This is a genomic window from Rhodanobacter glycinis (genome assembly GCF_006438785.1).
Taxonomy (GTDB): domain Bacteria; phylum Pseudomonadota; class Gammaproteobacteria; order Xanthomonadales; family Rhodanobacteraceae; genus Rhodanobacter; species Rhodanobacter glycinis_A.
Genome location: NZ_RCZB01000002.1, coordinates 206541 through 227423, shown reverse-complemented (window position 1 = coordinate 227423; position 20883 = coordinate 206541). Strand labels below are relative to the sequence as shown.

Sequence of the window (20883 nt, the reverse complement as noted above, 5' to 3'; positions counted from 1 at the left end):
CTTCCTCACCCCGGAGCGAGTCGTGACCATCGCCGCCAAGTTTGAAATCGAATACCTGCAATACCTCGATGCCGAGGGCAAGCAGGTCCGTGACGATCTGCCAGAATTCGCGAAGGACCTCGACCACATGGTCGAGCTGTACAAGCTGATGCTGTCGACCCGTGTATTCGACGCCAAGTCGATCGCGCTGCAGCGCACCGGCAAGCTCGGTACTTACGCCAGTTGCCTCGGCCACGAAGCGGCGCATGTCGGTATCGGCAGCGCGATGAAACCGGAAGACGTGTATGCACCGAGCTACCGCGAATACGGCGCGCAGCTCTATCGCGGCGTGCAGCCGCGCGAGGTGTACATGTACTGGGGCGGCGACGAGCGCGGCAACGACTACCAGAAGGAACCGGCGCGGCACGACTTCGCCTGGTCGGTGCCGATCGCCACGCAGTGCCTGCATGCGGCCGGCAGCGCGCTGGCGTTCAAGATCCGCGGCGAGAAGCGCGTGGCGGTCTGCACGATCGGCGACGGCGGTTCGTCCAAGGGCGACTTCTACGGCGCCATCAACATCGCCGGCGCGCAGAACCTGCCGCTGGTCTGCGTGATCGTCAACAACCAGTGGGCGATCTCGGTACCGCGCAAGATCCAATCCGGCGCGCCGACGCTGGCGCAGAAAGGCATCGCTGCCGGCCTGTTCTCGATCCAGGTGGACGGCAACGACATCATCGCCGTGCGCAAGGCAATGGAAGATGCGCTGGAACGCGCCCGCAGCGGCAAGGGCGGCAGCGTGATCGAGGCGGTGACCTATCGCCTCGGCGACCACACCACCGCCGACGATGCGCGCCGCTACCGCGGCGAGCAGGAAGTGAAGGACGGTTGGGAAAAGGAGCCGATGAAGCGCCTGCGCAACTGGCTGGTGGCCAAGGGCGTGTGGGACGACGCCAAGGAAGAAGCCTGGAAGGCCGAGTGCGACGAGTGGATGGACAACGAGGTGAATGCCTATCTCGAGACCAAGACCCAGCCGGTCTCGGCGATGTTCGACTACATCTTCGCCGAAGTCCCCGCCGATCTCGCCAAGCAGCGCGATTACGTCCTCTCGCTTGAAAACAAGGGTCATTGAGTCATGGCACAAATCACTCTTATCGAAGCCGTCACCCAGGCACTTGCCTATGAGATGGCCCACGACGACAGCGTCATGGTGCTGGGCGAGGACGTCGGCCTCAACGGCGGCGTGTTCCGCGCCACCCAGGGCCTGCAGGAAAAATTCGGCGAGCTGCGCGTGCTCGACACGCCGCTGGACGAAACCACGATTGCCGGCGTCACCGTCGGTCTCGCCGTGCAGGGCATGAAGCCGGTCGCCGAAGCGCAGTTCGAAGGCTTCATCTACCCGATGATGGAGCAGATCGCCTGCCACGCCGCCCGCATGCGCAACCGCACCCGCGGCCGCCTGACCGTGCCGGCGGTGTTCCGTGCGCCGTGGGGCGGCGGCATCCGCGCACCGGAGCATCACTCCGAGGCGAACGAGCACCTGTTCACCAACATCCCCGGCCTGCGCGTGGTGATGCCGTCGTCGCCGGCGCGTGCCTATGGCCTGCTGCTTGCCGCGATCCGCGATCCCGATCCGGTGATGTTCTTCGAGCCGAAGCGCATCTATCGCCAGTACAAGGAGGAGGTGCCGGACGACGGCGAGGCGCTGCCGCTCGACGTGTGCTTCGTGCTGCGCGACGGCACCGACGTGACCCTGGTGACCTGGGGCGCGCAGGTTAAGGAAGCGCTGGAAGCGGCCGATGAACTGGCCGCGCAGGGCATCAGCGCCGAGGTGATCGACGTCGCCACGCTGACCCCGCTGGACTTCGACACCATCGCGGAGTCCGTGCAGAAGACCGGCCGCTGCGTGATCGTGCACGAAGCACCGAAGACCGCCGGTTTCGGCGCCGAGATCGCCGCGCGCCTGGCCGAGGAGTGCATGTACGACCTGCTCGCGCCGGTCGAGCGCGTCACCGGTTTCGACACGCACATCCCGCTGTTCCGCCTGGAAATGAAATACCTGCCGAGCGTGGAGCGCGTCGTCGACGCCGCCAAGCGCACACTGGCCGCCAGCTAACCTTCAACGGACCCGATCCCATGGCTGATATCAAGACGTTCTACCTGCCCGACCTCGGCGAAGGCCTGCCCGACGCCACCATCGTCGAGTGGCACGTGAAGGTGGGCGACAGCATCAAGCTCGACGCGCCGCTGTGCTCGATGGAAACCGCCAAGGCGGTGGTCGACGTGCCCTCGCCGTACACCGGCAAGGTCACCAAGCTGCATGGTGCCGCTGGCGACATCATCGAGACCGGCGCTGCACTGGCCGAGTTCGAGCCGGACCCGAACGCCAAGCAGCGCGCCGAGGCCGAATCCACCGGTCATCATCACGGTCCGAAGAAGAGCGTCGGCAGCCCGGCCGCGGACGACAGCCGCAAGGTGGTCGCTTCGGATGAAGGCGGCGAAGTCGAAGAGACCGCGGCACGCGAAGACGAAGGCACCGTGGTCGGCGCGATGGTCAGCGGCAGCCACGTGCACGTCGAGCAGGCCGCCAACATCGGCGGCGTGAAGGCCGTGCCCGCCGTGCGCGCGCTGGCGAAGAAGCTCAAGGTCGACCTCTCCCGCGTGCGCCCGAGCGGTGCCGACGGCGTGGTGACGATGAAGGACGTGAAGGATGCTGCCGCGAACGGTTCGGCCGCGCTCGGCGCTGCTCCGGCGCGTGCTGTTCCCGCCTCCGCCGGTCGCCATCTGGCACCCGAACTGCCGCAGCCCGACGCCACGCGTACACCGGTGTCACTGGCCGGCAAGCCGGTGCGCACCGCGCCGCCGTCGCAGACCGCCAGCGGCCAGCCCGAGCAGCTCAAGGGTGTACGCCGCAACATGGCCCGCGTGATGGCTGATGCCCACGCCCAGGTCGTGCCGACCACCCTGGTCGACGACGCCGACCTGCATGCGTGGATCGGCAAGCAGGACATCACCGCGCGGCTGATCCGCGCCATCGTGTTCGCCTGCAAGACGGTGCCGGCACTGAACGCCTGGTTCGACGGCAAGAACCTCAGCCGCACCCTGCACCCACAGGTCGACATCGGCATCGCGGTGGACACCGACGACGGCCTGTTCGTGCCGGCACTGCGCAACGCCGACGTGCTCGACGCGGCCGGCGTACGTGCCGCGATCAAGCGCCTGCGCACGCAGGTCGAGGACCGCACGATCCCGGCCTCGGAGTTGTCCGGCCACACCATCAGCCTGTCGAACTTCGGCATGTTCGCCGGCCGCTACGCCACGCCGGTGGTGGTGCCGCCGACCGTCGCCATCGTCGGTGCCGGCAAGCTCAGCCACGACGTGGTCGCGGTGATTGGCGGCATCGAAGTGCATCGCCGCATGCCGCTGTCACTGACCTTCGACCACCGCGCCGCCACCGGCGGTGAAGCCGCAAGGTTCCTCAAGGCGATGCTGGACGATCTGGCGCTGCCGAACTGATCCGGCATTCGACGCAATGAAAGACAGGGCGCCTGCGGGCGCCCTGTCCGTTTCCGGCGGCGATCAGTAGTCGCGCACGTCCAGCAAGACGAAGCAGCTCGCGCTGTAGTCGGCGCCATCCGGCCACGCGACCGCGTCGAGCGCCAGCGTTCCCGCCGTCCACGGCTCATTGTCGAGCAGGGCTTCGCAGCGCGCGTCGTCGCCGGTATGGCGATGGGTCAGTCGCAGCCAGTGAAGTTCGGGCGTGAGCGCTTCGCGCTTCAACGCGATCTCGATCGAATCCATCACTTCCGCGGGAACGGTCAGCTCACCATTACCGCGCACGTTGAACGGGCCGATGAAGACGTCCCAGGTGCGCACGCCGATATCCCACGCCGTGATGCGCATCCGGCGGTCGTCGGTGACATACCAGCAGGCGGCCAGCAGCGGGTGGAACGCGTTGTGCTCGAAGGTCTGCAGCGCATCGCGGCAACCGGCATCCGCACCGCCGAAGCCCACGAAACTTTCCTCGATGCGCCGCTCCTCGCTCAACACGACGTCGACGTCCAGCCGGCCCGGCTCACCCGCGACGCCTTCGTGCCAGCTGGCGCGGATCGCCGGAAAGTCGTCATCGGTGACCAGCCAGCCGTCTTCGTCCGGCTCCAGCTCGACATCGTGCCGCTCGAACAACCGCAGCAGGTATTTCTGCAGCGCCGCACTGTCCATCGTCATTCCTGCTTGTGTGTGTTGGTCATTGACGGCAGCTCGCGCCAGGTCAGATATACGCGCAGGTCGAACTCCAACTGGTGATAGTCCGGCAGCATGTACGTGCACAGCTGGTAGAACGCCTTGTTGTGTTCGTATTCCTTCAGGTGCGCCAGTTCGTGCACCACGATCATCTGCAGGAATTCCGGCGGCGCCGCCTTGAACAGCGCGGCCACCCGGATCTCCTTCTTCGCCTTGAGCTTGCTGCCCTGCACGCGCGAGATTGCCGTGTGCAGGCCCAGCGCGTTGCGCACCACGTCGAGCTTGCTGTCGTACAGCACCTTGTCGATGCCCGGCGCATTCTTCAGATGCCGCTGCTTGAGGTCCATCGTGTAGCCGTACAGCGCGCGGTCGCTCTGCACGTCATGGCGTGCCGGATAGCGCTGTGCCAGGTGCTCGCCCAGGCGTTGCTGCGCGATCAGGTCGCGCACCCTGTCCTGCAGCGCGGCGGGGTACGCCTGGAGATATTTCAGCGCGGTCATGCCGCACATTCTCGCATTGCGCCGACTCACGCGCATTGGCGCGGCCAGCTGCACCCACTCCACTTCCCGCGGACGGCAACGGTGCGCCCGTTGGTTGACGGCTCAGCTCAGCCCAGCCACCAGCCCAGCCAGGTCGCCGCGAGCACCACCGCCAGGCCAGCCAGCACCGGACGCGCATATTCGCGCTGGCCGCTGACCCACGCGACCACGGCCTTGGACACGGTATTGCTGGTCAGCGCGATCAGGATCGGCACGGCGGTGGCCGCCGTCTCGATCCTGCCCGCGGCAGCCAGCGTCGCCACCGACACCGCGGGCGCATGCGTATCGGCCAAGCCGGCGATGCCCACGGCGATGGCCAAGCCGCGCCCGCCCAGCCACACGCGCATCGCGGCGGACACCAGCAGCACCACGGCGATCGTCAGCCCCAGCAACAGCGACGCCTTGACGCTGAAGACGACACTGCCCTGGACCGGATCGGCCGAGTGCAGGCGCAGGCCCTTCCATGTCCACAGCGCGCCGTAGATCGCCGCGGCGGCACCGCCGCAGATCAGTGGCACCGCCAGCGCGCGAAGCGTCGCCACGTCGGTTACCGCGAGCACGGCGGCCATTTGCACAAAGGTGGCCACGGTGGACAACACTGCCGCCGCGATGGCCGCACCTCGCCATGCCGGCAGCTCGCGCGCCTTGGCGCCCATCACGCCGATGGTGGCCAAGCTGGAGACGAAGCCGGAGAGCAACCCGGCCAGCGGCAAGCCGATGCGGCTGCCCACGATCCGCAGCAGCGCGTGGGCAGCCGCCCCGATCGACATGATCAGGATCACGATCAGCCAGAGTGCGCGCGGGTTGATTGCGTCGAACGGCCCGAGCTGTCGATCCGGCAGCAGCGGAAGTATCAACAGCGTGGCGGCGGCCAGCACCAGCAGATTGTTCAGTTCGTCTGCCGTCAGCACACCGCGGACGAAATGGTGCATGGGCTCGCGTGCCGCCAGCAGGATCGTCACCGCCACCGCCAGTGCCGCAGCCAGCGTGGGTTGGCGCGTGGCCAAAGCGCCCAGCACCAGGCAAAGCAGCAGGCTGACTTCGGTGGTGAGGCCGCGATCGCTGTCGGTATCGCGCGCATAGGCGATTGCCAGCAACGTCGCCAGCGCAGCCAGCGCCAGCAGCAGCATCGCGACGCCGAAGCTCGCGCTGATCGCTCCCAGCAGCGCCACCAGGGCGAACGTGCGGATGCCCGCCACCGCACTGCCGCCACCACCCTTGCGGCGCTCGCGCTCGGCCCCGATCAGCAGGCCGAGGGCCAGTGCGATCGCAAAACCGGTCCAGGAGAAAACGACACCCATGTAGCCACTCCCGCGCCGGATCAGAAGCCGCGTCCCGGCCAAGGCACGATCATGCCGCAGCGCCGGCCGAAAGTCGTGCCGGCAATCCGGTGGTTGCGCATCCCCTGCGCGAACAACCAGGCGCGTCCGCCCGCGATGGCGTCGCTGCTAGATGTCGAAGCGGTAGCTCAGCTTGACCAGCAGCTGCTCGTCGTCGCGCAGCGCAAAACTGTTGCCGAATACGTCGCTGGCGTTGCGCGCGTAACCGTCCAGTGCGTAACCGCCGCGGCCGTACACCACGTAGAGGTACGACAGCGGGGCCAGCTCGTAGCGATAGCGGATCTGCAGGCCGAGATTGCGCAGGCTGAAGTCATCGACCGGGTCGGCACTGGCAACGGCGCGACCGCTGCCATCGACACGGTAGCCGCCACGCACGCGCGCGTTCAGGCCAATCGCCTGCAGCTTCACGCGCAGTTCCTGACGCCCGTCGATGGTCCAGTCGAAACCGGCATCCAGCTGCACGGTGTGCTCGTTGTAGCGACCGATCAAGGTATCGTGCTGCCATACCAGCCAATCGGGCAGGTGTTCGTAGTACGGGCCGGCGTAGATGCTGAACGCGTCGCTGACGAAATAGGTCGGAATGAACTTGACGTCGTAGCCGAGCTGCCGGTTGCCACCGAGTCCGCCGCTGATGAGCTCCGCATCCAGCTTGAACGCCCAGTCGCCGTGGCGCGGGCTGATGCGCTCGTAAACCAGGTCCACCGACGGCGGCAGGAACACGGCGCCGTGGCCGCGAGTCAGCAAGTCGTCCCAGCCGGCACTGTTGACATTGAGCTGCACCACTTCGGTGGCGCCGTTGCGCAGGGTGCTGTTGCGGGCGATGCGCAGCTGGCGACGAAGGCGCAGCCCCTGATCGTTGTCCAGCGCGTCGATGCGAAAGCGCCAGTCGTGCGAGCTGTAGGCCGAATCGGCGGGCAGCGCGGTGTAGCGCTTGCGCACTTCCCAGTGACCGTAGTTGAAGTTGTTGCGCTCCAGGTAGCCGAAGTCATTGACCTGCAGTTGCTTGCCGAAATGCATGCCCAGCCATTGCTGGCGCCAGCCGTCGCCCATCTCGTAGTCGGCCAGGATGGTGCCGCCACTGTCGCGCGTATGCGTGCCGGATTGCAGGATGTCGCTGGCGACCACGTTGGTTGCTATCGTCAATTTCGGAGTCGGTCGCCAGTGATGGTCGACACCGAGCACGGTCGCCTCGCGATCCAGCCACGGCCGGTCGACGCGGGTCAGCATCATGCCCAGGCTCTGGTCGCCAAAATCGTGGGTCAGCCGCGCCGCGCCGAAGAAGCGACCCGCCGGGCCATCCTCGTCCGCTGCCAGCACGCCGTAACTGGTGGTGCCGACACTGCCGTTTAGCTTCACTGCAGCGTTGATGTCAGCGGCACCTTGGCCGTCATCGGAAGGCCCGCCAACGCGGCGGGTGTAGATGAGCTGGCTGTTGTCGTCGAGCAGGCTGAAATCGAAGATGCCCTGGTTCTCGGTGAAGAACGGGCGCTTGTCGCTCACATAGGTTTCGGTGGCACCGAAATTCACCACCAGGTCATCGCTCTCGACCTGCCCGAAATCCGGATGCAGCGCGGCGGTCAGCTGGAACTGGCCGTTCGGCTTCCACAGCAGGTCGGCGCCTTCCTGGAAATGGCTGCGCCCGTGCACGTTGTCGTAGAGGCCGGACATGTACGGCGTGACGGCCAGCAGCGACTGGCTGTACTGCGGCACGACCACCGGGCTGAAGTCGGACAGGAAACGCGAGCGCATGAAGCTGGCCGCCGGCCACGAATCGCGCTCGCCGGTGGAACCGGTCACCCGGTCAAGATAGACGCCGAGCGTGCGCTTGCCGTTGTGGGCCGTGTGCATCGGCGCGATGTACCAGGGAATCAGCATTTCCACGGTCCAGCCGCTGGCGTCCTCGCTGACCGCGTGCTGCCAGTTGCCGTCCCAATCCTTGTTGAAAGTGATTTCGTTGGTGATGACGGCATCGTTGACGCCGCCGGTCGAGCTGACCACGAAGTCGTAGCCGGTACGTCCGTCGCCGTCGAAATCGACCATCAGGTTGACCCGGTCGACCTGGTCCTCGAAATCGCGCTGCACGCGCTGGTGCGTGCGCGGAACATCCGCCGGCTGATCGCAGCGGAATGCCACCGCCAGACCTTTCGGCGTAGCCAGAATCCAGGCCTCGGTATGCAGCGAGCCAGGCTTGCCGCTGAGCGGCTGGGTCTGGCGAAAATCGGTGATGTGGCGCGCACCCCTCCATTCATCGGGCTTGATGTGGCCGTCGATGTGGACAGCCAGTGCGGGTGCCGACAGCGCGGCAAGGGTCACAAACAGCAGGCATGCCATGCGCATGTCGTGGGGATTTCCAGATGAGGTCGCGCCCGATTGCGCCACGCCGCGATGAATTCGCCGCGTCGGATAGATGCGCAGAATGCACTTTGCGTTTAGCTGGAATCGACAGCCATAAGTCACGCATGACTTGTGGCAGGCAGTTGCCCGCCGTGATGGACGGCTTACTGTTATGCGCGCGACAAATTCATCGGCGCGGTGCAACTGCCATCGGGCAGGGTCAGCGGCGACGGCCCCAGATCACATGGCGCAACAGCATCGCCAGCACCAGTACGGCGGTGAACGCGCCGTAGCCGTACAACGCAGGCAGCACCTGTTGCCAGATCGCGCCGCTGGCACGCCCGAAGCCGTCGACCACGGGCAACTCGACCTGATCGAAGCCGATCACCGCGCACTGCGCAGCGGCGATCAGCGCCAGCAGCAGGGCTGCAACATCCAGGACGCGTCGGGGCGACGTGCGCGGCAGACTCTTCGGATAGGCCCAATAGGCCCAGCACAGGATCAGCAGCCACGGCGCAAGCAGCAGGATGGCGAGGTAACGCATCGGTCAATCACTCATGAATCGCGGCGCATCATTCGTGCGCGGCGAGTTGATCCAGTGCCTCGTGCAGTTGCGCGAGGGCGTCGTTGCGTTCCGATTCATCGCGGTAATCCGGTGTACTTGCAACCGGCTCACCGTCCAGCACCAGGCTCATGCCTGACGACTGAACCTGCAACACGGCAGCCGCTGCGCCCAACGCCCGGAGACGTTTCTGCAACGCACCGGCCGCCTTCGGATCGGCGAACGGCATCGACAGCAGCAACTCCTCGCCATCCGCGGAGAACAGGCGAAAACGGAAGTTACCATCGGCGTCGCGGAAACTGGCGAAGCGCGGCATTTTGCCCTGCTTCGGCACCGGCTTTGGCTGGCCCGCCGTCGTGGCTACCGACCTGGCCGAACGCAGCCCCAGTGCTTCGCGCAAGGCGGCGATTTTTGGTGTGGCGATCGCACGTGCCTTCTGCGCACCCTGCTGCAGGATCGCTTCGATCGCCACCGGATCGGCCATGAACGCTTCGTAGCGTTCGCGCATCGGCGCCACGTCGGACTCGATCCGTTCGTACAGCACCTGCTTCGCCTCTCCCCAGCCGAGGCCACCAAGCAACGCCTGACGGAATGCGGCCGTTTCAATCTCGCTGGCGAACGCACGGAAGATCGTGAACAACGCAGCGCTATCCGGATCCTTCGGCTCGCCCGGCAGGCGCGAGTCGGTCACGATGCGCATGATCGTCTCGCGCAATTGCTTCTTGCCGCCGGCAAACAGCGGGATGGTGTTGTCGTAGCTCTTCGACATCTTGCGCCCGTCGAGGCCGGGCAGTGTCGCCACCTGCTCCTCGATCAGCGCCTCGGGCAACACGAAGAACTCGCGGCCATGGATGTGGTTGAAGCGCTGGCCGAGATCACGCGCCATCTCGATGTGCTGGATCTGGTCGCGCCCCACCGGCACCTTGTGCGCGTCGAACGCGAGGATGTCGGCGGCCATCAGCACCGGGTACATGTACAGGCCGGCAGTGATGCCGGCATCGGCGTCCTCGCCGGTCTCCGTGTTTCGGTCCACCGCCGCCTTGTACGCATGCGCGCGATTGAGCATGCCCTTGGAAGCGACGCAGGTGAGGAACCAGGTCAGCTCGGGAATTTCCGGAATGTCCGACTGGCGGTAGAACGTGACCCGTGCCGGATCGAGGCCGGCCGCCAGCCACGTGGCGGCGATCTCCAGTCGCGAACGTTCGATCCGCGCCGCATCATCGCTCTTGATCAGCGCGTGGTAGTCGGCCATGAAATAGAACGCATCGACGTCGTCGCGACGACTGGCCTCGACGGCGGGGCGGATCGCGCCCACGTAGTTGCCAAGATGCGGGGTGCCGGTGGTGGTGATGCCGGTCAGTACACGAGTCTGCATGGTGTTTGCTTGGGGTGTCTTCGGGTGAGGGCAATCAGCGGATCAGCGTGGACTTGCCGAACAGCGACTCGACCAGATCCACCGCCAGCTTCGCGGTCTGGTTGCGCTTGTCGAATGCCGGGTTCAGTTCGACGATGTCCAGCGAGGCCATCCGCCCGGTATCGGCGATCATCTCCATGCACAGCTGCGCCTCGCGATAGTTCGGTCCGCCGCGCACGGTGGTACCGACACCGGGCGCGATGCTGGGGTCGAGGAAATCGACATCGAAGCTCACGTGCAAGTGGGTGTTGTCGTCGATACCTGCCAGCGCCTCCTCCATCACACGCTTCATGCCGACCTCGTCGATATGGCGCATGTCGTGAACCTGCATGTTCGCCCCACGCACCAGTCGCTTCTCGCCTTCGTCGACCGACCGGATGCCGATGTAGCGGAACACGTCCGGCGTGGTTGCCGGCGCATGTCCGCCGATCCCGGTGAGCTCATCCGGACCATTGCCGCACAGGCAGGCCACGGGCATGCCGTGGATATTCCCCGAGGGCGTGGCCTGCGCCGTGTTGAAATCGGTGTGTGCATCCAGCCATAACACCCGCAGCTTCCTGCCTTGATCGTGGCAATGACGGGCTACCGCCGAGATCGACCCGATGGCCAGACAGTGATCGCCGCCAAGCATGATCGGCAGACAACCCGCCTGAAGCTCCTGGCGGACAGCCGTATAGACGGCCGTATTCCAGGCCACCACTTCTTTCAGGTGGCGATAGCCCTGCTCGGGTGGCAGCCACGGATTGAGCGGCCCCTGCAGGTTGCCGCGGTCGACAACCTGCAACCCGCGACGTTCCAGCCGCGCGGCCAGATTGGCCACCCGCAATGCCTCCGGCCCCATCGCTGCGCCGCGATGGCCGGCTCCGATATCGGTCGGCACGCCGATCAGTGAAACGGTCTGTTTGCTCATAACCTCTTTTACCTGCCTGCGGCATGCAGACGACACAGTCCAGACGCGTCGCGCATCGCCATGTCGGCCGGCGAAGTGCAGCGGCATGCCAGCGCGACCGCGCGATCACCGTCGCTCATGTAGGAATGACATTCGCGACATGATTCATCGCCAGTCCGATGAAGTTTACCGGAATGGTCCTGCCCGCGCCGGCAGGCGTCTCTCTGCACAACACCTCTCGCCCGGAGAATGATCGAACCGGCGAGGCCGGACGTCCGACGCGCAACCGATATCCCGGCAACCGGACAAAGCGCCGTCCGCGGATAATGTGGCGGGGTTGCGGTCTGGGTACTCGTGAATGCCTGCCACGGCAGAAGCTGGCTGATGCTCCGCCAGTCGGATCGTCCAGGGATGGCATCCCCGGATCGAGTCTCTGGAATCCACTGGTTGCGGTCCGTGGCGATGCATCCGCGCGTCGGTACCCGCGTATTCGCTCAGTGCAATTCCGTCCGGCGGCTTCGCGCCAGTTCGTCCTCACGACGCGAACGCGCACCCGCGCACCACGATACCAGTTCGTCGTCGCGAACCAGCGTGGTCACGGACCTTGTATCCCTGATGGCTTTTCCTAACAGCATCCCTGCAAACAGCGACACTCCACGCCAGAAGGCGGAATGTGCAAGAAGCGTTTGCATGTCAGTTACTCCCGGCTGCCCCCGTGCAACCGTTGTACTGATCGTAGCAAGCTTTCACAGCACCTGCACATGAACTTTGCATATAAAAATCGATTGAAATTCGACCGGGCAGCTGGCATGAAAGCTGCCTGATGCCAGGGGAAACCCGTCCCGCATCCTGAACATGGCACTTCCAACTGAATGCGGGTTCGTTCGAACCCTCATCGATCGTGCGACGCCTACCCCGCCTGGCGAAGACTCTGTTGCTCCGGATGAGGTACGTGGCCGTACTTCGCCAGGATGACCGGTTGCGAATACTCGTCACGGTCGATGTTCGCAGCCTGCGCGTACACCAGCACCCCATCCCGCTGGCCCGCCAGCATCTCGCCCCGCGTGCGCGCCAGTTGTTCCATGCCGTGAAGAATCGGCTTGTCGGCGACAACATCACCATCCACTTCGTAAAAGCCCTGCACCACGTATAGCGTACCCATGGATGTGTCCTCACGCCCGTTAATCGCTGGAGACTGAGGCGTTTGAAGTGCACGGATCGCGATAGCAACGTTAAGCATCCGTGGAGGCTTAACCCTGGTACAGGTTTGTCAGCCGACCCCGCGATAAACGGCAGGGACGGCCAGCTTTCAGGCTGGTCGAAGGCATCGACATCGACATCGGCATCAAGACGATCAGGCAAATGGCCTGTGATCATTGCCCGGCGCGACCATCGCCATGAAAAAAAACCGCCATCCCTGGCGGTTCTTGAAGAGCCTTCTGGTCCCGCGTGTCAGGTCGCCGTGGCTAGAAGTCCTGCTTGAAACGAACGCCGAAAGTACGTGGCTGGTTGGTGACCGTGTAGACCTGTCCGTTGGGATATTGCGGCACCACGCCGTGGGCCGCGCAAACTGCCTCCGCGCATTCGGCATATTTGTAGAGTTGCCCGCGTTTGTCGAACAGGTTGTTGACGTACGCGTCCACCGACCAGCCGTTCTTGTGGAAGCCCGCGGAGACGTCCATGGTCGTGTAGGCAGCGAGATTGCCGGTCAGGCTGTTTTCAAGCTTCCGCAGGTCGGACCTGCGTTCACCCACATGCACCATCGCACCCTGGATGAACACTTCGTTTTCACCAACATCGAAGGTGTAGCGGGCGATGAAGTTGCCCTTGAACTTGGGCGTCACCGGCAACTGGGTGCCCGTCGGTGCCAACTCCGCGCCGGGACAGTTGGTGACCGGCGTACCGCTGGCGTCGGTGAATCCGCAATAGTTCGCGGTCAGCTTGGCATCGTAGAAGGCTACCCCACCACTGAGTTCCAGATTGTAGGTGGCGGCCCAGTTCAACTCGGTCTCCAGGCCCCTGATACGTGCCTGGTTGGCGTTCTTGATCTCGGTCAGGCCGTTGGCACCCAGGATGCTGAACTGGAAATCCTTCCAGTCCTGCTGGAACACCGAACCGTTGAGCGACAGCCGGTTGCCGAACCAGGTGGTTTTCCAGCCGAATTCGTAGCTGGTCAGGTAATCCGATTTGTATGGCGGCAGCGAACCGCGACGGTTGATGCCGCCGGGGCGATAGCCTTCGGATCGGGTGAGGTAGAGCATCTTGGTCGGCGTGATATTCCAGGTCAGGTTGGCCTTGCCGAGCGAGCCGGTTTCCTTCACGTTCTTGTTGAAGTCCAGGCAAGGTGCGCCATGGAACGGCTGCGGCGAAATGCAGCCCGCCTCGCCATAGGTGGAACTGGGCGAATAGCCCGAGCTGAAGCCGTAGAAGCCGCCCAGGCTGTTGTCGGCACGGAAGTAGCGCCCGCCAACCGTGGCTGTGAGCGTGTCGGGGATGAAGTCGTAGGACAGCTCGCCGAACACGGCTTCATCGCGATCGGTTCGAACCTGCTCGGTCAGCCAGAGCGTGCTCGGCCAGCCGGTCACCGAAATGGAATCGGCGATGCCGTTGATCATGTAGCGCTGTTCGATGTCATGCACCGACTTTTCCCAGAACAGGCCGCCGACCACGCGCAGGCGATCTTCCTTCGGCGAGGCCAGGCGCAATTCGTGGCTGTTCATGGCGTACTTGTCTTTGCCAATGATGTACTGGGACGGATTGATCAGTGCGCCGCTGTTGTCGTAGATGTAGGTGCCGTAGGAATAGGGAAGCTGGTCATACCAGAACGAATAGTCGCTGTAGTCGTTGTGCTCCACCTGATTCCGCTTGAGATGCGCGTAGGCATAGGTCAGGTCGAAATTGCCGATCTTGCCCTGCACCGTCAGCGCCGCCTGCCACCAGCGGTCGGAGGTACGTTCGGGATAGAAGTGAGTCACGGCCAGATCGCCGATCGCCGGATCGGTGGCGATGTTGCCGTTGGCAACCACGTTCTGCCCCATCACCGTGCCGTTGATCGACCAGTCGTCGTTGAGATCGACCTTCAGCGCCGCGCGCGCGCCGTCGATGTCGTTGGTGTTGTAGTTCTTCTTGGCCGCGGGCATGCAGACCAGCAGACTCGCCGACGTGCAGTTCCTGGCGTTGCTGACGGTGCCACCCCAACTCGGGTACGAGCGCGTGCCTTCCTTGTTGTCGATATAGCCGGCGTCGTGTTCATGCCAGCCGACGAGACGGATCGCCGCACTTTTCGAGATCGGGATATTGACCATCCCTTCGACCACATGCCCGATGCCGCCGTGGGCCACCGAGTCGATGCCGACACTGTAATTGGCGGCAAAACCGCTGGCATCGGGTTTGTTGGTGATGATGCGCAACGCACCGGATTCCGCGCTGGCGCCGTACAGGGTGCCCTGCGGGCCGACCAGGACCTCGACGCGGGCGATGTCGTACATGTGGATGTCGAGCGGGCCGGTGACGGTGGTGACCGGCTGCTCATCGAGATACACGCCAACGCTCGGCCGCGAACCGGAATGATTGCCGTCGCCGCCGCTGGCCACGCCGCGCATGTAGATCTCGGAGAAGCCGGGGCCGGCACTCTGGTAGGCCACGCTGGGCAGGTACTTCACATAGTCGTCGAAGTTGGATATGTGAAGCTGCTCGATTTTTTCCGTGCCCAGCACCTGGATGCTGATCGGCACCTTCTGCAGGTTTTCGGTACGTTTCTGTGCGGTCACGGTCACCGCACCCAGGGTCGCAACCCTCGGCTTGGTCTGTGTCGTGTCCGGCGGCTGGGTCTGGCCGGCATCCTGCGCGAACGCCGGCATGCTCATGGCGAAACAGATCGCCGCGGCCAGCGGCAATCGGTGCAATCTCGCTCGTGGCGTGTTTCTCTGTATGGACGTGTGCCTTTGCATCATTTGCCCCTCCCTCAAAGTGACGACAATCGAACGTGCTACATCGCTTCAGATTCCGGTACGTCGGGATATCGCCCTAGCACCGCCCCCAACGCCTGCTCCAGTGGCGCCAGCCATGGCGCGAAGTGCTTCCAGTGATCCATGCCTTCACGGTAGATCGGCTGGCGCACCTGTTCCGAACTGGCGGTGCGTACCGGCCGCGCGTTCTGGAAGAAGCGCAGACACGATTCCTCGAACGGAAGGCCGCAATGGTCGAGCAGGCGCCGAACCTCCCCTTCGGTGTCCTCGACCATCCGCTCGTAGATGACGCGATAGATGCGCCCCGGCAAGACCTTGTCGAAATGCGCCATCAACGCGACATAGTCCCGATAGTAGTGACCCATGTCGTCCAGGCTGTAGCTGAAGCTCTGTCCACGCGCGAAATGCTGCTTGAAGCCGGAAAAACAGCAGGCCAGCGGATGCCGGCGCGCATCGATGATCCTCGCGTTCGGCAGCATCAGATGAATCAGGCCGACGTGCATGAAGTTATTGGGCATCTTGTCGATGAACAACGGCGCCGCGGTCTTGCGCTGGATCCGGGTGTGGGCGAGGTAGCGCTCGCCCAGCGCGCGCAAGGCGTCGGCATCGAGCGCGGCGAGCGCGCCGTGGTAGGGCATGGCACTGTCGGCGTCGCCCTGCCCGCGCAGCATGCGGGTGATCGAGGTGACTTCAGGCAACTCCATCGTGCCTTCCACCTGGCTGTGGCTGGACAGGATCTGCTCGATCAGGGTGGAGCCGGCGCGCGGCAGGCCGACGATGAAGATCGGATCGCGCGCCTGGCAGCCGGCGCCCGCGCGCGCGGCAAAAAAGTCCTGTGTGTAGTTGTCGCGGATGTGCTGCACGCGCGCGCTGGTGTCGTCGGCGCTGTAATGCAGTTGCGAGCGACGCAGCGCGTTGCCTTGCGCGTAGTGGTGGAAGGATGACTCGTACGCGCCCTCGTCCTCGAGCGCCTTGCCGATCGCAAACTCCAGGTGCAACCGATCGTCGTCGCCCAGCCCGGTACGCGCCAGCTCCCGGCGCATCGTGGCGAGATCGTCGGCGCTGAAGCGGAAGGTCTTGAGGTTGGCCAGGCTCCACCAGACCTCGCCGAAAGACGGCTCGAGCTCCAGGCTGCGCCGATAGGCGGCGATGGCGCGATCGCCGTGGCCGGACGTCTTGAGTGCGTGGCCATAGCTCATCCAGACCTTCGGGTTGCCTGGATAGTGTTCAAGCAGGTCGGCGTAGATGGCGATGGCCGGCTCGTAGTCGCCGATCCGGCACAGCACCACCGCCTTCAGGTTGCGGTAACCCGGATGGACCGGATCCGCCACCAGCAGGCGCTCGATCTCGGCCAGCGCCTGCTCGGGCTGGTTGCTCCGGTGCAGGACCAGAGCGTAGTTCTGCCGCGCGGCATGAAAGCTGGGCGCCAGCTCCAGGCAGCGCGCCAACAGATGCTGGGCGTCCTCGTTGCGGCCCACGCGAACAGCCACCTCGGCGAACATGCGAATCGCGGCGACATCGGTCGGCGCCTGTTTCAGGTGCTGGCGCAGCAGGGCCTCGGCCTCGGGGATGCGGTTCTCCACCAGCGCGATGGCAGCGCTGAGCAAACCCGGGTCGCTGGTGGAATGGCGCACGTGGTTGGCATAGGCGACATCGGCAGCAGCAAAGTCGCCGGCCGCCATCAGGTGGTCGCCCAGCGCGCGCCATGCCTGCGGCAACTCCGGTTTCAGCGTCACCGCCCGGCGCAGCGCGTCGATCGCTTCCTGGCCGCGGCCGCGGCCGCCCAGCGCCAGGCCGAGATCGAGATGGGCAAGCGCCCAGTTCGGCTGGGTTCCGGCCAACGACACGAGGGTCTCGATCGCGCCCGCGGAATCGCCCTGCGCCGCCTGTGCCGCTGCCAGCAGCCGCAGCGCGACCGGGTGGCCCCCGGCCACCTTGAGGATCTCGGTCGCCTGCACACCAGCCAGCACCGGGTCGCTATCGAGCAGGCGTTCGGCATGGGCCAGCGCCTGTTCCAGCGTGCCGGTAGCGCTCGTATCAGTCATGGCTCGCACATCCGCAGCAATGCAACGCAGGGTGACGCACCGATGGAAACCTGGCGTGTCGGGCGGGGCAACAGGGCTTGGTGCGATGCATGGGCGGCGGCAACCCTCAGAGAGCTTTCAGCAATCTATAGCTGAAATCCAGCGACTGGTAGTAGGAGTCGACCAGGATGCGTTCGTCCTGACCGTGCGAGCGGTCGTCGTCGACGTCATAGGCGATGCCGTTGAAGACATAGGACGGCATGCCGACGCCGCGCAGGAATACGCTGTCGGAGGCGCCGGCGGACATGTAAGGCGCCACCGGAATCGGTCCCCACAGACTGTTCGCGACCTGGGCGATCTGCGCGAACAGCGCCTGGTCCACCGGACTGGGCGGACTCGGTTGCGGTGCGGCGACACGGGCAATCGCGATGGCGGGATCGGCCACCGCCTTTTTCAGCATGGCATCCACCTGATCCGGATCCTCGTCCGGCAGCAGACGGCAGTTGATCGTGGCGCGCGCCATCTGCGGCAGCGCGTTCTCGGCTGCCCCACCCTGCAGCAAGGTGGGAACGCAGGTGCTGCGCAGCTGCGCGTTGTTGTAGACGGAGGACGCCGCCAGCCGCTGCAGTGCGGTGGGATCGGATGGCTCACGCGCGACGGCGCGCATGTCGTCTGCGGTCCGTCCGGCGTAGAGCGTGGCGAGCCCGCCGTAGTAACCGCGCGTGGCCGAGTTGCTGCGCAGCGGGAACTGCAGCGACGACAGCCGATCCAGTCCCTGCGCCAGCCGGTAGATCGCGTTGTCGGGGGTCGGCAGCGAGCTGTGCCCGCCGGGATTGTGCACGGTGAGGGTGTAGCTCAGGTAGACCTTTTCCGCGGTTTCCACCGACAGCAGCGCCGGCTTGCCGCCGCGGATCTCCGGGCCGCCGCCGTCGACATTGATCGCGTACATGGCATGGATCAGCTCGGGCCGGTGCGCCAGCAGCCATTGCACGCCGTTGGATACGCCATCTTCCTCACCGGCGGTGAGTGCGAGGATGTAGTCGCCCTTCGGCACGCTGCCTTCGCGATGTAGGCGCAGCAGCGCACTGACCAGCCCCGCGGCGCCACCCTTGATGTCCATGCTGCCGCGGCCGTAGAAGTAGCCGTCGCGCTCGGTCAGGGCGAACGGATCGACGTGCCAGTCCTCGCGGCGAGCTTCGACGACATCGAGATGCGCCAGCAGCAGGATCGGTTCGCGTTCGCCACGACCGCGCAGGCGCACCACCAGGTTGCGCCGGTGCGCGTCGTCGCCGACCACCTGCACGTCCGCCGGCGCGACGCCCGCCTTGAGGAAGCGCTGCGCCAGCTTGTCCGCCGCCACCGTGGTGCTGCCGTGTTCGGAGGTGGTGTCGATGGCGATCAATTCGCTCAGCAGCTCGCGGCCGAGCGCACGTTCGCCAGCGGGAGTGGGTTCTGTCGCCTTCGTGCCCAGCGGCAGCAGCAACAGCGCAACAAGCAGGCAGACGGTCATCACGCGCTTCATGCTCGCTCCATGGCCAGGGCCAGGCCCTGGCCGACACCCACGCACAGACTGACCAGCGCGCGGCGTTGTTGATGACGACGCAGTGCGAACGCCGCCGTCATCGCCAGCCGCGTGCCGCTGGCGCCGAGCGGGTGGCCCAGCGCAATCGCGCCGCCATTGGCGTTGACGTGGGCGGCATCATCGGGCAGGTCGAGTGCGCGCGTGCAGGCCAGCACCTGCGCGGCGAAGGCTTCGTTGATCTCGATGCGGTCGAAGTCGGACAGGCGCAGGCCGGTGCGTGCGAGCAGCTTGCGAATGGCCGGCACCGGGCCGATACCCATCACCCGCGGCGCGACGCCAGCCGAGGCCATGCCGACGATGCGCGCGAGCGGCCGCAGATCGTATCGCTTGAGTGCCGATTCCGAGGCCAGCAACACAGCGGCAGCGCCATCGTTCAGACCTGACGCATTGCCCGCGGTGATGCTGGTGCCGGTCCCGAGCAGCGGCTTCAACGCCGCGAGTTGTGCCGCCGTGGTCTCCGGGCGCGGATGCTCGTCGACCCGCTCGACGACCGATTCCCCGTCGCGCGGTGCATGCACGGCGGTGATTTCCTCCGCCAGCCAGCCTCGCCGCTGCGCGTTCGCAGCGCGCTGCTGGCTGCGCAGGGCATAGGCGTCCTGGCTGTCGCGGTCGATGCCGTGTTCGCGCGCGAGGTTCTCGGCGGTCTGCGTCATCGAGTCGGTGCCGTGCATCGCCTGCATCCGCGGGTTGATCAGGCGCCAGCCCAGCGTGGTGTCCTCGAGCTGCTGGTCGCGGGCCAGCGCGCCGCCGGCCTTGGCCATCACGTAGGGCGCACGGCTCATGCTTTCGACACCGCCGGCGACGATCAGCTCAGCCTCGCCGCAGGCAATCGCGCGCGCCGCCTGGCCGATCGCTTCCAGGCCGGACGCGCACAAGCGGTTCACGGTGACCGCGGGAATGCTTTCGGGCAATCCGGACAGCAGCACGGCCATGCGTGCCACGTTGCGGTTGTCCTCGCCGGACTGGTTGGCGCAACCCAGGATCACTTCGTCCAGCGCCGCCCAGTCCAGCGCCGGGTGGCGCGCCATCAATGCAGCGATCGGCAGTGCCGCGAGATCGTCGGTGCGCACGCCGGCCAGCGCGCCGCCAAGGCGGCCGAACGGAGTGCGCGTCGCGTCGAGCAGCCAGGCGCTAGTCATACGCGCTCTTCATCGCCATGTGCGGCAGCCAGCCACCGCGGCGAATCGCCTGCTCGATCGCGTGCTGCGCCTCGCGCAGGGCCGGCAGCATCTGCTTCACCGCACGCGCAGGAGCTTCGTCGCTGTACGGCATGCCGATGTTCAGCGCGGCCACGACGCGGCCATCGCCAGCGCGGATCGGCACCGCGATCGAGCAAAGTCCGGGCTCGAGCTCACGCGAGGCCAGTGCGTAACCCAGCTCGCGCACGCGCAGCAGCTCCGCCTTCAGCGCGCTGGCAGTACGGATCGTCTGCGGCGTGTAGGCACGAAACTTCTGACCACGCAGCCAGGCGGCCAGCTCGGCGGCAGGCAGATCCGCCAGGATCACCCGCCCCAGCGAGGTGGCGAACGCGGGCAGGCGCGCGCCCACTCCCAGGGCCACGCTCATCACCCGGCGCACCGGCACGCGCAGCACGTAGACGATCTCGTTGCCATCCAGCACCGCCATCGAGCACGACTCGCCCACGCGCTGCGACAGCTGTTCCAGGCTTTGCTGCGCCAGCTCGGTCAAATCCAGCGAACTGAGGTAGCTGTAGCCAAGCTCCAGCACGCGCGGGGTCAGGAAGAAATTCCGGCCGCGACTGCCGACATAACCCAGGTGCTGCAGGGTCAGCAGCGAGCGGCGCGCCACCGCGCGCGACAGCCCGGTGCGCTCGGCGACCTCGGACAGGCTTGGGCTGGACAGCTCGCGGTCGAAAGCGCGCAGTACACGCAGGCCGCGCGCCAGCGATTGCACGTAGTCCGCACTCTGTTCGAAGGGTGTCGATGCCATACGCCACGGATTCCCATTGACAGCCCGAGCGTAGAAGCTTTCAAATGGGTTCGCAATACGAAT

Annotated in this window: 17 protein-coding genes; 3 read left to right on the top strand and 14 right to left on the bottom strand. The window is 65.5% G+C overall.

The window, feature by feature from the left end:
- Positions 1–22 precede the first annotated feature (22 nt).
- From pdhA to EAH75_RS09080, 3 genes are read left to right on the top strand one after another with little or no spacing between them, the layout of a single operon-like run.
- Positions 23–1108 (top strand): pyruvate dehydrogenase (acetyl-transferring) E1 component subunit alpha, encoded by a 1086-nt coding sequence (pdhA, locus tag EAH75_RS09090; RefSeq protein WP_140648317.1) that lies wholly within the window; start codon positions 23–25, stop codon positions 1106–1108.
- A gap of 3 nt (positions 1109–1111) precedes the next feature.
- Entirely contained in the window at positions 1112–2092 is a 981-nt protein-coding gene (locus tag EAH75_RS09085; RefSeq protein ID WP_140648316.1) for an alpha-ketoacid dehydrogenase subunit beta, read from the top strand.
- A gap of 20 nt (positions 2093–2112) precedes the next feature.
- Complete coding sequence (locus EAH75_RS09080) at positions 2113–3492, top strand: dihydrolipoamide acetyltransferase family protein (RefSeq protein ID WP_140648315.1); 1380 nt, start codon at positions 2113–2115, stop codon at positions 3490–3492.
- A 63-nt stretch (positions 3493–3555) separates the two neighbouring features.
- Here EAH75_RS09080 and EAH75_RS09075 read toward each other — a convergent pair whose 3' ends face one another.
- From EAH75_RS09075 to EAH75_RS09010, 14 genes are all read right to left on the bottom strand, one after another.
- Positions 3556–4197, bottom strand: coding sequence for a DUF6348 family protein (locus EAH75_RS09075; protein WP_140648314.1), 642 nt, complete (start codon positions 4195–4197; stop codon positions 3556–3558).
- 2 nt (positions 4198–4199) lie between these two features.
- Positions 4200–4718 (bottom strand): M48 metallopeptidase family protein, encoded by a 519-nt coding sequence (locus EAH75_RS09070; RefSeq protein ID WP_140648313.1) that lies wholly within the window; start codon positions 4716–4718, stop codon positions 4200–4202.
- A gap of 107 nt (positions 4719–4825) precedes the next feature.
- Entirely contained in the window at positions 4826–6058 is a 1233-nt protein-coding gene (locus tag EAH75_RS09065) for an MgtC/SapB family protein (RefSeq protein WP_140805206.1), read from the bottom strand.
- Between the two features lie 147 nt (positions 6059–6205).
- Positions 6206–8434, bottom strand: coding sequence for a DUF5916 domain-containing protein (locus tag EAH75_RS09060; protein WP_140648311.1), 2229 nt, complete (start codon positions 8432–8434; stop codon positions 6206–6208).
- Between the two features lie 217 nt (positions 8435–8651).
- Entirely contained in the window at positions 8652–8975 is a 324-nt protein-coding gene (locus EAH75_RS09055) for a hypothetical protein (RefSeq protein WP_140648310.1), read from the bottom strand.
- A 28-nt stretch (positions 8976–9003) separates the two neighbouring features.
- A complete protein-coding gene (locus EAH75_RS09050; RefSeq protein ID WP_140648309.1) occupies positions 9004–10368 on the bottom strand; it encodes a tryptophan--tRNA ligase in 1365 nt (454 codons plus the stop codon).
- Between the two features lie 34 nt (positions 10369–10402).
- Entirely contained in the window at positions 10403–11317 is a 915-nt protein-coding gene (gene rocF / locus EAH75_RS09045) for an arginase (RefSeq protein ID WP_140648308.1), read from the bottom strand.
- Positions 11318–11790: 473 nt separating this feature from the next.
- A complete protein-coding gene (locus tag EAH75_RS09040) occupies positions 11791–11988 on the bottom strand; it encodes a hypothetical protein (protein ID WP_140648307.1) in 198 nt (65 codons plus the stop codon).
- A 218-nt stretch (positions 11989–12206) separates the two neighbouring features.
- Positions 12207–12458: a hypothetical protein gene (locus EAH75_RS09035; protein WP_140648306.1), complete on the bottom strand. Its 252-nt coding sequence runs from the start codon at positions 12456–12458 to the stop codon at positions 12207–12209.
- Between the two features lie 304 nt (positions 12459–12762).
- Positions 12763–15249 carry a TonB-dependent receptor gene (locus tag EAH75_RS09030; protein WP_428993503.1) on the bottom strand — a complete coding sequence of 829 codons (2487 nt, stop codon included), beginning with the start codon at positions 15247–15249 and terminating at the stop codon, positions 12763–12765.
- 35 nt (positions 15250–15284) lie between these two features.
- Positions 15285–17309, bottom strand: a complete 2025-nt coding sequence (locus EAH75_RS09025; protein ID WP_140648304.1) for a tetratricopeptide repeat-containing sulfotransferase family protein — start codon at positions 17307–17309, stop codon at positions 15285–15287.
- Between the two features lie 106 nt (positions 17310–17415).
- Positions 17416–18810: a M20/M25/M40 family metallo-hydrolase gene (locus EAH75_RS09020; protein ID WP_140648303.1), complete on the bottom strand. Its 1395-nt coding sequence runs from the start codon at positions 18808–18810 to the stop codon at positions 17416–17418.
- On the bottom strand, positions 18807–20009 hold the full coding sequence (gene pcaF / locus EAH75_RS09015; RefSeq protein WP_140805204.1) for a 3-oxoadipyl-CoA thiolase: 1203 nt from the start codon (positions 20007–20009) through the stop codon (positions 18807–18809). Before pcaF ends, EAH75_RS09020 begins: the two co-directional genes overlap by 4 nt.
- Entirely contained in the window at positions 20002–20820 is an 819-nt protein-coding gene (locus EAH75_RS09010) for an IclR family transcriptional regulator domain-containing protein (protein ID WP_140648301.1), read from the bottom strand. Before EAH75_RS09010 ends, pcaF begins: the two co-directional genes overlap by 8 nt.
- Positions 20821–20883 lie beyond the last annotated feature (63 nt).